Origin of the sequence: Variovorax sp. R-27, from assembly GCF_049913215.1 — a bacterium.
In the GTDB taxonomy this organism is placed as follows: Bacteria; Pseudomonadota; Gammaproteobacteria; order Burkholderiales; family Burkholderiaceae_C; genus Variovorax.
Genome location: NZ_CP183984.1, coordinates 895,777 through 910,954, shown reverse-complemented (window position 1 = coordinate 910,954; position 15,178 = coordinate 895,777). Strand labels below are relative to the sequence as shown.

Genomic DNA, 15,178 nt, shown 5'->3' with positions numbered 1-15,178 from the left:
ATGGGTTGTCACATGCACTTGAAGAAACCGTTCTAAGCTGCACTCGTTGTTTGGAATTTTGTTTTGGAGTTCAAGCTGGCCATGTCTCTTTCGCCATCCACCGACTCGCGTTCCCGTCGTGCCGCGCGTCATGCCCGCGCCGCCCTGAGCCGGGCCTCCCGCCGTGCCGTAGTCGCCGCCGCCGTGGCGCTCGGCGCCACCTTCCTGATGGGCAGCAATGCCGCCGCCGCACCCGCCGTGGGCCAGCAGGCGCCCGATTTCGTTGCCGTAGACACCAGCGGCGCCAAGCACAAGCTTTCGGACTTCGCCGGCAAGTTCGTGGTGCTCGAATGGACCAACCCCGGCTGCCCCTTCGTGCGCAAGCACTACGGTAGCGGCAACATGCCCGCCACGCAGAAGGCCGCGACCGACAAGGGCGTGGTGTGGCTGGCCATCAATTCCACCGAGCGCGCCGCCACCGACTACCTGAAGCCCGATGCGCTCGACGCGTGGATGAGGTCGCAAAAGGCCGCGCCCACCGCCGTGCTGATGGACGAAGACGGCCTGATCGGCCAGGTCTACGGCGCGCGCACCACGCCGCACATCTTCATCATCGACCCCAAGGGCACGCTGGTGTACGCAGGCGGCATCGACAGCATCGCCTCGGCGCGGGCGGACGACATCAAGACCGCGACCAACTACGTGAACCAGGCGCTGGGCGAGGCCTTCGGCGGCAAGCCGATATCGGCCGCCAGTACGCGGCCCTACGGCTGTTCGATCAAGTACAAAACCTGAAGTCCGTCCGCGCGACGCAACGTAACGCAATGCGCGCGTGACAGCTACCTGACCTGCGCAGTCAGGTAGCGGTCGGGGAGTCCGGCCTACCCTTGTGCGAGCACATCGCCAATACAGCCCAAGGGGACAAAAAGATGAATCCTGCGCCCAACGCTGCGCAATCGGGCACGGCCGCCCACGCCTCCACTGCCTCGTCCTCCAAGGTCGCCACCGTCCTGCGCGTGACGGGCGGCAACTTCATGGAGATGTTCGACTTCTTCCTGTTCGGCTTCTATGCCACGCAGATCTCGAAGGCGTTCTTCCCCGCGGGCAACGAATTCGCCTCGCTGATGCTGACCTTCATGACCTTCGGCGCAGGCTTCCTGATGCGGCCGCTGGGCGCGATCTTTCTCGGCGCGTATGTCGACCGCGTCGGCCGCCGCAAGGGCCTGATCGTCACGCTCGCGCTGATGGCCGTGGGCACGCTGCTGATCGCCTGCGTGCCGGCCTACGCCACCATCGGCCTGGCGGCGCCGCTGCTGGTGCTGATCGGCCGGCTGCTGCAGGGCTTCTCGGCCGGCGTGGAGCTGGGCGGCGTGTCGGTGTACCTGTCGGAAATGGCGACGCCGGGCCACAAGGGCTTCTACGTGAGCTGGCAGTCGGCCAGCCAGCAGGTGGCCATCGTCGTCGCGGCGGCGCTCGGCTACTGGCTCAACGTGACCTTCACGTCGCAGGAGATCGGCGACTTCTACTGGCGCATTCCCTTCTTCGTGGGCTGCCTGATCGTGCCGGTGCTGTTCATCATCCGCCGCTCGCTGCAGGAAACCGAGGAGTTCATGGCGCGCAAGCACCGCCCCGACGCGCGCGAGATCTTCCAGTCGATGGTCGCCAACTGGGGCCTGGTGGTCGCCGGGATGATGCTGGTGTCGATGACCACGGTGTCGTTCTATCTGATCACCGTCTACACGCCCACCTTCGGCAAGGCCGTGCTGCACCTGAGCACAACCGACGCGCTGATCGTCACGCTGTGCGTGGCCATCTCCAACTTCATCTGGCTGCCGATCATGGGCTCGCTGTCGGACCGCGTGGGCCGCAAGCCGCTGCTGATTCTGTTCACGGTGCTGACCATCCTCACGGCATACCCGTCGCTCAAGTGGCTGGTGGGCGCGCCGAGCTTCGCGCGCATGCTCGAAGTGGAGCTGTGGCTGTCGTTCCTCTATGCGAGCTACAACGGCGCGATGGTCGTGGCCCTGACCGAAGTGATGCCGGTGAATGTGCGCACCGCCGGCTTCTCGCTGGCGTACAGCCTGGCGACGGCGCTGTTCGGCGGCTTCACGCCGGCAATTGCAACCGGGCTGATCGAGATGACCGGCGACAAGGGCGCGCCAGGCCTGTGGATGACGGCAGCCGCGATCTGCGGGCTGATCGCGACGCTGGTGCTGTACCGGCGCAACGTGAGTCCGGCGGACGCACGTCGCGTGCCGGCGGTCTGATCCTCCGTCTTCTTCACACCAGCCGCAACCCGCCGTCGCACTCGATCACCGTGCCCGTGGTGTAGCCGTTCTCGATCAGGAACTGGATAGCGTGCGCCACGTCCTGCGGCTGCCCCACGCGGCCGACGGGAAGCGTCTCGACCTGCTGGCGGAACAGGTCGTCCTTCATCGCGGTTGGCACGCGGTTCCACCACGGCGTGTCGATGAGGCCGGGTGACACGGCATTCACCCGGCTCGGCTTCAGCTCGCGCGCCAGGCTGCCCACCATCGCTTCGAGCGCGCCGTTGATCGCGGCCAGTCCCGCTGTGCCGGGCAGCGAATTGCGCGCGGAAATCGCCGTCACGAAGGTCAGGCTGCCGCCCTTGCGCAGCACGCGCGCGCCGGCTTGCGCCGCTTCGAGCTGCGGCCAGAACTTGGCCTCGAAGCCGCGGCGCAGCGACTGAAGATCGAGCTGCGCGAATTCGCCCGCGCCCTCGCCGCCGCTGAGCGTGAGCACCAGGTGATCGACGGGCCCGGTCTTCTCGAAGAAAGCATCGAGCGCACCGCGATCGCAGGCGTCAAAGGCCGCGCCGCTCACGTTCCTGCCCAAGCCGCCGATCGCTTCCTGCAGCTTGCCGCTGTCGCGCCCAGTCGCGATCACGCGGGCACCGGTTGCCGCAAGCCGCCGCACGGTTTCGAGCCCCACGCCCGACGAGCCGCCGACCACCACCACTGTCTGTTGTTCCAAAGCCATGTCGACTCCTTTGAATGCCTGATGAAGAAAGTGCCTTCAGGTTAGGGAGCGGCGCCCTATCATTCAAATCGTTTGAAACCATGGAATACATCAACGAAAGTGATTTCAGGCGGCTCGACCTGAACCTGCTGCTGGTGTTCCACGCGCTGCTGCACGAACGCAGCGTCACGCGTGCGGCGCAGCGCCTGTTCATTGGCCAGCCGGCCCTGAGCGGCGCGCTCAAGCGCCTGCGCGCCGCGCTGGGCGACGAGCTGTTCGTGCGCACCTCGCACGGTATGACGCCGACGCCGCGCGCGCTCGAACTCGCGCGCGTCATCGAGCCGCTGCTGCTGTCGCTGCAGCAGGCGCTGCATGCACAGCCGGCGTTCGACCCCGCCACGGCCAAGCGCGTGTTCCGCATCGGTTTGAGCGACGCGCTCGAGGTGGCGCTGATGCCGCAGCTCATGCAGCGACTTTCCGAACAGGCGCCGGGGGTGCGGCTCATCGCACGCGCGGCCGACCGCACCAATGCGCCCGGCATGCTCGATGCGACCGAAATCGAACTGGCGGTGGGCGTGTTCATCGAGTGCGCCGCATGGCACCGGCAACGCGCGCTGTTCGGCTGGCACTTCGTCTGCGTCTACAACGCCGCGCTCGTGAAGACACGCGGCAAGCGGATCACGCTCCAGGAATACCTGCACCACCCGCACCTGCTGACCTCGTTCAGCGCCGACCTGAGCGGGCTCGTCGACGATCTGCTGCGCGAGCAGGGGCATGCGCGCCAGGTCGTGTTCTCCAGCCGCAACTTCGCGACCAGCCCCTTCATCGTGCGGCAGATGCCCGCCATCACCACCGTGCCCACCTTCGCCGCCGCCACGTGGCGCGACGCGCTCGGGCTGGCCGTGAGCCCGCTGCCTTTCGAAACACCGGCCTACGAGGTGTCGCTGCTGTGGGCGGCAGCGCGCGACGGCGATCCAGGCCTGCAGTGGCTGATCGGCCTCATGGCCGAGGTGTTCGGCGAGAAGCCCGTGTGTTGATCCAGCGCGCACCGTACGTTGACCGGGAGCGCAGCATCCACGGTGTCCCGGGTGGAAACACCGATGATGTCGCGCCCCCGCGTGCCTATCCTGCGGAAGCGCTTCCGGGCGCCCTCCACGGAACCCACGGCATGAACGCACACCATTTCAGCACGCTGCTCGAACACCCCGCCGACCGGCAGGCCTGCTGGGGCCGGATCAACACCACCTACTTCGGCGCGCTGAACGTGCAGTGCCTGGACACAGGCACCTTCGACGCGCGCATGGACGCCTACGAACTCGGCCCGCTGGGCATGTTCATGATCGAGGCGCCCTCGCACCGCGTGGCGCGGCCCGACATGCGCAGCGAGATCGCGCTCGACGAGCACTACAAGCTGGTGCTGCAGCTCGAAGGCCACGGCCACATCTCGCAGCGCGACCGCGAGTTCCACCTGCACCCCGGCGACTGGAGCCTGTACGACCCACGCGTGCCCTACGCCATCACCAACCCCGAGCGCTCGCGCCTGCTGGCCATCACCATCCCGCGCCAGCAGTTCAAGGGCATGAAGATCCCCGACCTGCACACCTGCGAGGCGCACACGCCGGCCATGCAGGGGCTCTACGCGGTGCTCGGCTCGTTCCTCACCTCGCTGGCCGACCAGCTGCCCTCGCTGCCCAACGCAGTCGGCCGCTCGGTCAGCGACACGGTGCTGGGCCTGCTGGCCTCCACGCTTGCCACCCACTCCGACGAGCAGTTCGGCGCGCACCCGGTGCCTGGCGTGCTGAAGGTGCGCGTGAAACAGTTCGTGCACGCGCACCTCGCGGACCCGACCCTGTCGCTCGACCTCATCGCGCAGCAGCTGCGTTGCTCCAAACGCTACCTGCACCGCGTGTTCGAGGACGAGGAGCAGACGCTCGACCGCTTCATCTGGCAGATGCGGCTCGAGCGCTGCAGCGAGGCGCTGCGCAACGCGGCGGGCGGTCGCACGTCGGTGTCGGAGATTGCCTTTGCCTGGGGCTTCAACAGCAGTGCGCATTTCTGCCGAGTGTTCAAGGCGCAATACGGCGTGTCGCCGCGCGAGTTCCAGCGGCGCGAGGCCGGGAGCGTCGCCGCCTCGGCCATGCTGACGCACTAGCGCCCAGGTAAGCCGCGCCTTCGCGCTCCCGTCGAACCTTCGTCAAGCCGCCGCGAGATAGCTGCTGTGCAGTATCTCCGGCCGGCTACGCAGTTCCTGCGACGAGCCCGCGAAGGCCATGCGACCACGCTCCAGCACATAGGCGCGGCTCGACACCGCGAGCGCCACCGTGGTGAACTGTTCGATCAGCAGCACGCCCACACCTTCGCGCGCGACCTGTTGCACCACCTCCACCAGCCGCTTGACCACCGTGGGCGCGAGCCCCAGCGAGAGCTCGTCGATGGCCAGGTAGCGCGGCTTGCCGATCAGCGCCTGCGCGATGCAGACCATCTGCTTCTGGCCGCCCGAGAGCGAACGCGCGGGCAGCGCGAGCTTCACGCGCAATTCCGGAAACACCGCGAGCACCTGCTCCACAGCATCGGCCACGCGCGCAGCGGGCAACGCAGTGGCGGCGGCGCGCAGGTTGTCGAGCACCGAGAGATCGCCCAGCACGCGGTGGCCCTCAGGCACCACCGCCACGCCGAGCGCACGCACGCGCTCGGGCCGCTGGCCGTGCAGCGCATGGCCCTCGACCTCGATGCGTCCGCCCGCAATCGGCAGCACGCCGCCGATGGCCATCACCGTGCTCGACTTGCCCGCGCCGTTCGCACCCAGCAGCGCCGTCACTTCGCCGGGAGGCACCTGCAGGTCGATGCCGTGCAGCACGGCCTTGCCGCCGCGCTGCAGGCGCAGATCGTTCACGCTCAGCATGTGCTTGTCACTCCGTTCCGAGGTAGGCCTTGCGCACGGCCGGGTCGTCGAGCACCTGGCGCGTCGGGCCGAGCGCGAGTCGGCGGCCGAAATCGAGCACCAGGGTCTGCGTGCAGGTGGCCGCGATCAGGTCGACGTCATGGTCGATCAGCAGCACCTGCGCGCCGCAGAAAGCGTGCACCGAGCCGATCACGCGGCGCAGCGCGCCGGCCTCCTGTTCGGTGAGGCCCGCGCCGGGTTCGTCGAGCAGGAGCAGCTTGGGCGCGCCGACCAGCGACTTGGCGATCTCCAGCATGCGGCGCTGGAACAGGTTGAGCAGATGGCCCGGCACCGTTGCCGCATCGAGCAGGCCGGTGTGCGCCAGCGCGCGCGCGACCTGCGCCACCGCATCGCTGCGCGCATGCGGCACGTGGTCGAGCAGGGCGCGCACGTTGTCCCACACGCTGAGGTCCTCCACCACCTGCTCGGTCTGGAACGACCGGCGCAGGCCGAAGCGCACGCGCTCGATGGGATTCAGGCCCAGCAGATCGGCGCCGTTCACCGCGACGGTGCCGCTGCGCGGCAGCACGAGGCCGCTGAGCACGTTGACCAGCGTGGTCTTGCCCGCGCCGTTGGGGCCGATGAGGCCGCACACCGGCGCATCGAGTTCGGCGCTCAGCGCGTCGATGGCCTTGACGCCGCCGAAGGCGACGGTGAGATCGCTGATGCGGATCATGGCGGAGCATCCTTGCCGCCAGACAGCCGCTGGCGCACTGCTGCGAAGGCGCCAGCCAGTTGTCCGGCGATGCCGCTGGGCGCGGTGATGAGGGCATGCAGCAACGCGACGCCGAAGAAGATCATCGCCAGATAGCCATTCACCCCGAAGTCCGTCAGCAGCGCCGGCACCGCGCGAAGCAGCAAGCCGGCAATCAGCGCGCCCGCCCAGTTGTAGGCCCCTCCCACCACCGTGAGCGCGAACAGCATCACCGAGTCGCCCGCGGTGAAGGCGCGCCCGTCGAGCTGCCCCACGCCGCCCGCAAGCAATGCGCCCGCCACGCCGGCGCAGAAGCCCGCGAGGCCGAAGGCCCAGGTCTGGTAGCGCAGGATGTTCACACCGGCCGCCACGGCCGCCGCCTCGCCGCGCCGGATCAGCGCCCACGAGCGCCCGGCGCGCGTGCGTCGGTGAAGCTCGATCAGCGCCAGCACCGCCGCCAGCCACACGGCCACGTAGCGGAAGTACGCCGCGTCGGAAAGCGCCAGCGTCGGTCTGGGCATCATCAGCCGCTCGCTGCCGAACACGCGGCCCAGCCATCCCGCGCCGCCGTCGGGAAAGCCTGTGACGTTGATGAGCACCTGGAAGCCGCCCGCCATCATCATCGTGACGAGCGCCAGGTACAGCCCCTTGAGCCGCAGCGCCGGCAGCCCCGCGAGCATGCCCACCACGCACGACAGCAACCCGCCCGCGAGCACCGACAGCTCGAAGGGCCAGCCCATCCCGTGCCCCGCGCGCAATGCGATCCAACCGCCCACGCCGAGCAGCGCGTACTGGCACAGCGATACCAGCCCCAGCTGGCCGTAGAGCAGAGCCACGCCGGCCGCCGCGATCGACAGCGCGAGCGAGGAGGTCAGCGTCTTGATCCAGTAGGCATTGGCCAGCCACGGCACAACGAGGCCGATGAGCAGCACGCAGCCCACCATCACCGCCAGCGAGATGCGCGCGCGGCGCGATGCTTGCGCGAGCGAAGCCGGCGGCCCCTGCACGTCGTGCGCCGGCACAGCCCCGACGATGGTCGAAGAGGCGCTCATGCCTGCCGCGTCCCGGTGCGATAGAACACGATCATCGCCAGCGCGATCAGAAACGGCGTGGCAGTGCGGAACGCCGCGAAGCCCGGCACGGTGATCGCCAGCGCCTCCAGTACGCCGATGGCGATGCCGCCCGCCACCGTGGCCGGCAGCGAGTGCAGGCGGCCGATGATGGCGGCGGCAAAGGCCGGAATCACCAGGAAGGTCAGCAGCGTGGCCTGCAGCCGCACGATGTTCGCGAGCAGCAGGCCGCACACGCCGGCGAAGGCTCCGCTGAGCACCCAGGCCACTGTGTCGACGCCCAGCACGCGGATGCCGAGCAGCGCGCTCAGGTCGCGGTCGTTGGCCAGCGCGCGCATCTTCAGGCCCACGCGCGTCTTCGACAGCAGCAGGCCCACGCCGCCCATCATCAGCACGGCCAGCGCGAGCCCCAGGGCGCGGGTATGGGTAAGCCGCACCTCGACCTCGCCCAGCACGAAGTCGATGGCGCCCGCGTCGGTAGGCAGCACCAGCCGGCGCGGCTGTTCGCCCCAGTACCACTCGGTGAAGCCCACCACCACCAGCGCGAAGCCCAGCGTCGCGATGCTGCGGATGGTCGGATCGCGGTGCGACAGCCGCGGCGCCAGCAGCCGTCCGTAGGCCAGCGACAGCAGCATCGAAGTGACGATGGCCGCGCACCACGCCAGCCCCTGCGGCCAGTCCGCCTCGAGCATCGACCAGGCCACGTAGGCGCCGATCGCGCCGATGGCACCGAAGGCGAAGTTCAGCACCCCCGACGAGCGGTAGAGCACCACCAGCCCCACGCCGGAGAGCGCATACACCGCGCCCAGGCCCAGGCCCGAGATGACGAAAGGCAGGTATTCGTCCATGGCCGGGCGCGCTTACTTCAGGCCCATCTTCTGCTCGTCGGCGCGGATGTCGACCAGCTCCGGGTCGTCCGCCGTCAGGCAGCCGCCGGGGGCGAAGCGCCAGCCGTTGCCGTCGGGGCTGGCTACCGGGCCGCTGTTGTTGGCGTTGTGGCGGTTGCCGTTGCCCACGTAGAAGGGCTTGCACAGGATGTCGCTCCTGAAGTCGCTCACCTTGCGCAGCGCATCGGTCACGCCTGCACGGTCGATCTTCTTCGGGTCCATCTTCAGCAGCGCCTGCGTCACGATGCGCGCTGCCACGTAGCCGCCTTGCGAGAAGGTGTCGCGCGGATCGCTCTTAGCGCCGTACTTGTCCATCACCGCAAGCCAGTTCTTGTTGTCGGGGCCTGCCGATTCGAGCGGGTTGAATTCGAGGTTGACGTCGAAGTTGCCCTTCCAGTAGGGCCCGATGGCCTTGGGCACGTCGGTGTTGTAGGCCGGCGCGGACGACACGAAGTGGATCTTCTTGCCGATGTTCTGCTGCTCGGCGGCCGCCAGCATCGGCACCAGGATGCCCTTGGGCACGTTCATGATGATGGTGTCGGGCTTCTTCGCGGCCGCCTGCAGCATGGTGGAGGTGGCGTCGGCCGAGCCGGGGTCGATGGCGATGGTCTCGACCTCCACGCCGTTCTTTCTGCCCCACTCCTTCGGCCCTTCGCAGGCCCAGTTGCCCAGGCTGGGGATGTTCGGAATGATGCAGACCATCTTCTTCGACTTGTACTTCTGCGCGGCGTACATGGCGGCGATGGTGGCCGACACGCGCGGCCCCGCGTTCACCGGCACGTAGTTGCGCGCGTTGAAGCACTCGCGCGGCACGCCGGTGCCGGCGATGACCATCACGCCCTCGTCGGCGTACATCTTGGCGTTGGCGCCGCACTCCACGAAGCTGGTGCTGCCCGCGAGCGCCACCACCTTGCGGTCCTTCACGAGCTTGGAGGCGACCTGCGCGGCGGTCTCCGGGTTCCACTGGTCGTCGACCACGATGTAGTCGACCGGGCGGCCGTTGATGCCGCCGTTGGCGTTCACGCACTTGAAGTACGCGGCCGCCGCCTGGCCCGAGGCGCTGAAGTCGTCGGGGCCGGTCTTGCCGACCACCGCGCCGATGGGAATGGGCTCGCCCGTTGCGGGCTTGCCGGTGTTGAGGCCGCAGTCGGGGGCCGACTGTGCCCATGCACCGCCCGCACCCGCGATACCCATGGCGCCGACCGCGAAGGACAGCGAAATCTTCTTCTGGATCTTCTTCATGATGGATGTCTCCTTTTCTGGTGATCGAAACCCGGCGGCTACACCGCCATGCACACGCTCTTGAGCTCGGTGAAGCTCTCGACCGCCGCGCGCCCCAGGTCGCGCCCGTAGCCCGACTGCTTCACGCCGCCCAGCGGCAGTGCGTTGTCGAGCACGTTGTGCGCGTTGACCCAGACCACACCCGCCTGCAGGCGCGGCACGATGCGGTGCACGGCCGAGAGGCTGTTCGACCACACGCTGGCGGCCAGGCCGTAGGCGCTGTCGTTGGCCATGCGGATCGCGTCTTCCACGTCGTCGAAGGGCACGACCGTCGCGACCGGGCCGAACACCTCCTCGCGCACGATGCGCATCGAGGGCTTCGCGTCGACGAACACGGTGGGCTTCACGAAGCAGCCGCCATCGAAGGCTCGGCTACCGCCGGTGACCAGCGTCGCGCCCTCGGCCACCGCACCGTCGATGTGCGCCATCACGCGGTCCATGTGGCGCCTGGAGACGAGCGGGCCGAACTGCGCCTGCGGGTCGAAGCCCGAGCCGATGTGCAGCCCCTCGGCGGCCTGCGCCAGTTGCGACACCACCTTGTCGAAGATGCCGCGCTGCACATACACGCGCGAGCCCGCGGTGCACACCTGCCCCTGGTGGAAGAAGATGCCGTTGGCCGCACCCTGCGCCGCCGCGGCCGGGTCGGCGTCGTCAAGCACGATCAGCGGCGACTTGCCGCCCAGCTCCAGCGTGAAGCGCGCCATGTTGTCGACGGCGGCATGGCCGATCTGCCGGCCCACGCCGGTCGATCCGGTGAAGCTGATCTTGCGGACGTCCGGATGCTGCGCGAGCGCCGCGCCGGCCGTAGCGCCACGCCCGCACACCACGTTGAGCGCGCCCGGCGGAAAGCCCGCCTCGATGGCCAGTTCGGCCAGCCGCAGCGCGGTGAGCGGTGTTTCTTCCGAAGGCTTGAGCACCACGGTGCAGCCTGCCGCGAGCGCGGGCGCGACCTTCCACAGCGCGATGGCCAGCGGGAAGTTCCACGGCACGATCGCGCCCACCACGCCGACCGGTTCGCGCCGCGTGTAGGTCACCCACTGCGGACCCGGAATACCGATGGAGTTGTCCAGCGTCTGGCCTTCGAGCTTGGTGGCCCAGCCCGCCATGTAGCGCACAAACTCGGCGCCCGCGCCCACGTCGACCATGCGGGCGATGCCGCGCAGCTTGCCGCTTTGCAGCGTCTCGAGCGCACTGAGTTCGTCGGCGTGCGCTTCGATCAGCGTCGACAACGTGTAGAGCATGCGCTCGCGGTCGGCAGGGCGCAGCGACCTCCATGCGGCGCTCTCGAAAGTGCGGCGCGCGCTGGCGACGGCGATGTTCACGTCAGCCGCGTCGCTGTCGGGTGCCTCGGCCACGGTCATCTCGGTGGCGGGGTCGACCACCGGCAGGTAGCTGCCGCTGGCGGGGGGCGCCTCGCGGCCGTCGATGTGGTTGCCACGCCGGCGCTGTGCCAGCAGGCCCACCTGGCCGAGGTGTTCGATCGACAGGTCTCGCAGATTCATGAAGGGGCTCCGGGGCGATGCGTTGAAGAAGAGAAAGAAGAAAGTGCTGTCACTGCATGGCGCGCGCCACGAGCAGCGTGTCTGTGAACTGCTCGAAGCGCCGCACCTTGCCGCCCTGCACCTGCCACACATGGGTGACGCGCGCGTGCATGGTCTTGCCGGTGGCGCGGTTGCGGCCGTGGTAGTCGCCAATGCCGACCACGGTGTCGCCGCCGTCGACCAGCCGCTCCAGCACGAAGCGGTAGCCCTCCCACTCGGCGCCCAGCGCCTTGAAGACCTTCTCGATCACCTGCGCCGGGCCGACGTGCGTGCCGGCGCAGGGAAAGCCGGCCATCTCGGTCCACTGCACGTCGTCGGACACGTCGGCGAACATGGCGTCGATGTCCTGCCGGTCGGAGGCGGCGTAGTGATCGGCAACGATCTGGTGGGGCGTGCGCATGAAGTGAAGCTCCTGGTGTGACAGCTAAGAAGGGAAAGATCAGACCGGCCCGAACTCGGGCGGATAGAAGGTCTGCGAGGCCTTGCGCATGAAGGCGCCCGCGGGGTTGTTGGCGACTTCGCCGGCACCGGTGACGCCGAGGAACTTGCCAGTCGAGCGGCCGCGCGCAAAGTCGAAGAGGAACACCGACGCCACCGGAATCAGGAACTCGCGGAAGGTGAAGACGTACTGCTCGTCGTCGAACTTCCAGTAGCTCGCCAGGTCGACGTCGCCGTGGCCGCGCTGCACGCCGACCAGGCACTGCCAGGCGTAGCGCTCCGAGCTCAGGTAGGTGTGCTCGTAGGTGTGGTTGGGGCTGTAGGTCTGCCAGGTGCGCAGGCCGATGAGGTCGCGCGTAGCGTGCGGGACAAGGCCGGTGGCATCACCGCCTTCGAGCGTGCCGACCCAGAAGTCCTGCGGCACGCGCGGCTGGCCGGCGGCCTCCTCTGCACCGACGATGCGGCAGCGGATGGCGAGCACGCGGCGCGTGCGCGTGTTGAGCACCACGGTCACTGCCTCGGTGGGCCGGCCGGCCTGCGTGATATCGAGGAAGAAGGTGTCTGGCGCGACCTCGATGGCCTCGTACCAGTCGCCCTGCGCCTGCCCGCCGCGTGCCCCCTCTTCCTGCCAGTCGATCGTGTGCTGCGTGCGCGGCTTCAATGCGAGGCGGAAGTCGGGCAGGGCCAGCACCAGCGTCCGGCCCGCAAGCGCGTCGGTGGGCGGCAGGCGGTTGGTGGCAATGCCGAGTGCGAACTGGTCGTAGGTCTTCCAGTCGGCGGGCTTGGTGGTGTCTGTGCTCATGGCGTCGTTGTTCCTTGTTCAGGCGTCGTGCGCGAAGGCGATGGTGGGAAGGTCCACGGCGCAGGCGCCGCCATCGACCATCAGCGAGCTGCCGGTGACCATCGCGGCCAGCGGCGAGGCGAGGAACATCACGGCATTCGCCACGTCCCCGGGGCTGGCGGCGCGGCCCATGGGCACGTCGCGCGTGACGAGGTCGTAGGCCGCATCGGTGCCGGCCAGGCGGTACTTGTCGACGAGCACCTGCATCTGTTCGTCGGCCATCTCGGTGCGCACCCAGCCCGGGCACACCGCGTTCACGCGCACGCCCTGCCTGCCGTAGTCACGCGCCAGCGAACGCACCAGGCCGATGAGCGCATGCTTCATCGTCACGTAGCCGACCACGCCCGGCCCTGCGAAGTGGCCTGCGAGGGAAGACAGCACGACGATGTTGCCGCGCCGCTCGATCAGCTCCGGCAGCAGTTCGCGTGCGCAGACGAAGGCGGTGTCGAGGTTCAGGCGCGTCGAGAGCGCCCACGAGGCGTCGTCGGTGGACAGCGCATCTCCCACGCCGTGGCCGCCCGCGTTGGCGACGAGCACGTCGACACGGCCGAGCTTCTCGCGTGCCTGGGTCAGTGCCCGGCGCACGTCTTCTGTGCTGGCGGCGTCGCCTGCCACCGCGAGGCCGTCGAGCTTCGAAGCGACGGCCTCGAGCTGCGCAAGGCGCCGCCCCATCAGCACGACACGGCCGCCCGCCGCGGCGAACTGCGCAGCGACCGCCGCACCGATGCCGGTGCCGCCGCCCGTGATGAACGCGACCTTGCCGGCCATGGAATCTCTCGTGGAACTCATTTGCTCTGTCTCCTTGTCGGGATCGACTCTAGGTTTCGGCGCGCATCGGCGATTGACCGAACGCGCAGAGTTAGTTGCCCGACAGCGCGAAGTCGGCGCAGCGCTCAGCCAGCATCACCGTGGGCGCGTTGGTGTTGCCGCTGACCAGCGATGGCATTACCGAGGCGTCGCACACGCGCAGCCTCGCCACGCCGTGCACGCGCATGCGCGCATCGACCACGGCCAATTCATCGCGGCCCATGCGGCAGGTGCCGCTCGGGTGGTAGACGGTCTTGGCGCGCTGGCGCACGTAGGCCTCGATGGCATCGTCGGCCAGGTCCTCAGCGGCGGACGGCGCGAGTTCCTCCGACACCAGCTCGCGCAGCGCCGGCGCGCGCAGGATGCGGCGTGCCAGCTTCACGCCGCGCACCAGCGTGGCGACGTCTTCCGGCGCCTGCAGGTAGCCGCCGTCGAACAGGATCGGTGCCATCGGATCGGCGCTGCGCAGCCGCACGCTGCCGCGCGATCGGGGCCGCAGGAAACAGGGGTTGATCGAGATGCCGTGGCCGGCCAGCGGCTCGCGGTCGACGTCGCCCACCAGCACCGGCAGCACGTGGAACTGCAGGTCGGGCCGACCTTCGCCGGTGGTGTCGACAAAGCCGCCGCTCTCGACCACGTTGGAGGTGAGAAGGCCGGTGTTGAAGAGCGTCCATTGCAGGCCGTGCTTCAGCGCGGCCAGGCCGCGGTCGTTGCCCAGCAGGCTGATCGGCTCGCGCGTGCGGCCGTAGACCGACACCTCCAGGTGGTCCTGGAAGTTCTCGCCCACGCCGGGCAGGTCACGCGCCACGGGAATGCCAAGCGCCTGCAGCTGCGCGCCGGGGCCGATGCCCGACAGCATCAGCAGCTTGGGCGATGCCAGCGCGCCGGCCGAGAGGATCACTTCCTGGCTTGCCGTGGCCACGATGTCCTCGCCGGTGCCGCCCTGGCCGGTGCGGTAGACCACGCCCGTGGCGGCGCCGTCTTGCGTCAGCACACGCATCACATGGGCGCCGGTGACCACCGTGAGCTTCGGGTTGCCGCGCACGGCCGCGAGGTAGGTGGCCGCGGTGCTCGCGCGCCGGCCTTCGAAGGTGGTCGTCTGGTAGAAGCCCACGCCGGCCTGGTCGGCGCCATTGAAGTCGTCGTTGTAGGCCAGGCCGCTTTGCTGCGCCGCGCGCAGGAAAGCCAGGCTCAGCGGGTGCCGGAAGCGCGTGTCGCTCACCTTCAGCGGCCCGCTGGTGCCGTGCAGCTCGCAGGCGAAGCGCGCGTTCGACTCGGCCTTGCGGAACCACGGCAGCACGTCGCTCCAGCTCCAGCCTTCGCAGCCCTGTGCCTGCCAGCCGTCGTAGTCGGCCGGCGTGCCCCGGATGTAGACCATGGCGTTGACCGAGCTGCCGCCGCCCAGCGTGCGGCCCTGCGGCACGAACATCCTGCGGCCGCCCGCCGCGGGTTGCGGCTCGCTCTCGTAGGCCCAGGTGCGCTCGGTGCCGATCACGCGCACGAAGGTGGCGGGCATGTGGATGAAGCGGTCGTTGTCGGGCGGGCCGGCCTCCAGCAGCAGCACGCTGCGCCCCGCCAGCGCCAGCCGGTGCGCGAGCACGCAGCCCGCCGAGCCGGCCCCCACCACCACGAAATCGAAAACCTGTTGCGCCATGTTCGTCCGGAGTTGTTGTTCCGCCCGGATGCTCGGCGCTGCGGCGCGCCATGGATCACCGAGGCG

The 15,178-nt window shown here is 69.0% G+C and carries 14 protein-coding genes and 1 pseudogene; 4 read left to right on the top strand and 11 right to left on the bottom strand.

Features of this window, described 5'->3' with window-relative positions; genetic code table 11:
• Positions 1 to 81: 81 nt before the first annotated feature.
• Entirely contained in the window at positions 82 to 774 is a 693-nt protein-coding gene (locus ACN9MV_RS04035; protein WP_176928854.1) for a thioredoxin family protein, read from the top strand.
• Positions 775 to 908: 134 nt separating this feature from the next.
• Complete coding sequence (locus ACN9MV_RS04030; protein WP_093178278.1) at positions 909 to 2,246, top strand: MFS transporter; 1,338 nt, start codon at positions 909 to 911, stop codon at positions 2,244 to 2,246.
• 13 nt (positions 2,247 to 2,259) lie between these two features.
• On the opposite strand, the gene ACN9MV_RS04025 is transcribed toward ACN9MV_RS04030, so the two are convergent.
• Entirely contained in the window at positions 2,260 to 2,979 is a 720-nt protein-coding gene (locus ACN9MV_RS04025) for an SDR family oxidoreductase (protein ID WP_426391373.1), read from the bottom strand.
• An 80-nt stretch (positions 2,980 to 3,059) separates the two neighbouring features.
• Between ACN9MV_RS04025 and ACN9MV_RS04020 the strand changes: the two genes are divergently transcribed.
• Both ACN9MV_RS04020 and ACN9MV_RS04015 read left to right on the top strand, forming a co-directional pair.
• A complete protein-coding gene (locus tag ACN9MV_RS04020) occupies positions 3,060 to 3,995 on the top strand; it encodes a LysR family transcriptional regulator (protein WP_426391371.1) in 936 nt (311 codons plus the stop codon).
• A gap of 131 nt (positions 3,996 to 4,126) precedes the next feature.
• Positions 4,127 to 5,110, top strand: a complete 984-nt coding sequence (locus tag ACN9MV_RS04015; protein ID WP_093178273.1) for a helix-turn-helix domain-containing protein — start codon at positions 4,127 to 4,129, stop codon at positions 5,108 to 5,110.
• A 42-nt stretch (positions 5,111 to 5,152) separates the two neighbouring features.
• Here ACN9MV_RS04015 and ACN9MV_RS04010 read toward each other — a convergent pair whose 3' ends face one another.
• The 10 genes and pseudogenes from ACN9MV_RS04010 to ACN9MV_RS03965 form a co-directional block, all read right to left on the bottom strand.
• On the bottom strand, positions 5,153 to 5,860 hold the full coding sequence (locus ACN9MV_RS04010) for an ABC transporter ATP-binding protein (protein ID WP_093178272.1): 708 nt from the start codon (positions 5,858 to 5,860) through the stop codon (positions 5,153 to 5,155).
• 7 nt (positions 5,861 to 5,867) lie between these two features.
• Entirely contained in the window at positions 5,868 to 6,575 is a 708-nt protein-coding gene (locus ACN9MV_RS04005; protein WP_093178270.1) for an ABC transporter ATP-binding protein, read from the bottom strand.
• Entirely contained in the window at positions 6,572 to 7,645 is a 1,074-nt protein-coding gene (locus tag ACN9MV_RS04000; RefSeq protein ID WP_426391370.1) for a branched-chain amino acid ABC transporter permease, read from the bottom strand. The genes ACN9MV_RS04005 and ACN9MV_RS04000 overlap by 4 nt, the downstream gene beginning before the upstream one ends.
• Positions 7,642 to 8,511: a branched-chain amino acid ABC transporter permease gene (locus tag ACN9MV_RS03995; protein WP_093178267.1), complete on the bottom strand. Its 870-nt coding sequence runs from the start codon at positions 8,509 to 8,511 to the stop codon at positions 7,642 to 7,644. Before ACN9MV_RS03995 ends, ACN9MV_RS04000 begins: the two co-directional genes overlap by 4 nt.
• Positions 8,512 to 8,523: 12 nt before the next feature.
• Positions 8,524 to 9,792, bottom strand: coding sequence for an ABC transporter substrate-binding protein (locus tag ACN9MV_RS03990; protein ID WP_426391369.1), 1,269 nt, complete (start codon positions 9,790 to 9,792; stop codon positions 8,524 to 8,526).
• Positions 9,793 to 9,830: 38 nt separating this feature from the next.
• Positions 9,831 to 11,333 carry an aldehyde dehydrogenase family protein gene (locus tag ACN9MV_RS03985; protein WP_426391368.1) on the bottom strand — a complete coding sequence of 501 codons (1,503 nt, stop codon included), beginning with the start codon at positions 11,331 to 11,333 and terminating at the stop codon, positions 9,831 to 9,833.
• Positions 11,334 to 11,382: 49 nt separating this feature from the next.
• Positions 11,383 to 11,772 carry a nuclear transport factor 2 family protein gene (locus tag ACN9MV_RS03980; RefSeq protein ID WP_426391367.1) on the bottom strand — a complete coding sequence of 130 codons (390 nt, stop codon included), beginning with the start codon at positions 11,770 to 11,772 and terminating at the stop codon, positions 11,383 to 11,385.
• Positions 11,773 to 11,811: 39 nt separating this feature from the next.
• Positions 11,812 to 12,612: a MoaF C-terminal domain-containing protein gene (locus ACN9MV_RS03975; RefSeq protein WP_426391365.1), complete on the bottom strand. Its 801-nt coding sequence runs from the start codon at positions 12,610 to 12,612 to the stop codon at positions 11,812 to 11,814.
• Between the two features lie 18 nt (positions 12,613 to 12,630).
• Complete coding sequence (locus ACN9MV_RS03970; protein ID WP_177142409.1) at positions 12,631 to 13,440, bottom strand: SDR family NAD(P)-dependent oxidoreductase; 810 nt, start codon at positions 13,438 to 13,440, stop codon at positions 12,631 to 12,633.
• A gap of 79 nt (positions 13,441 to 13,519) precedes the next feature.
• Positions 13,520 to 15,112: pseudogene (locus tag ACN9MV_RS03965) on the bottom strand (GMC family oxidoreductase); the annotation flags it as partial.
• Positions 15,113 to 15,178 lie beyond the last annotated feature (66 nt).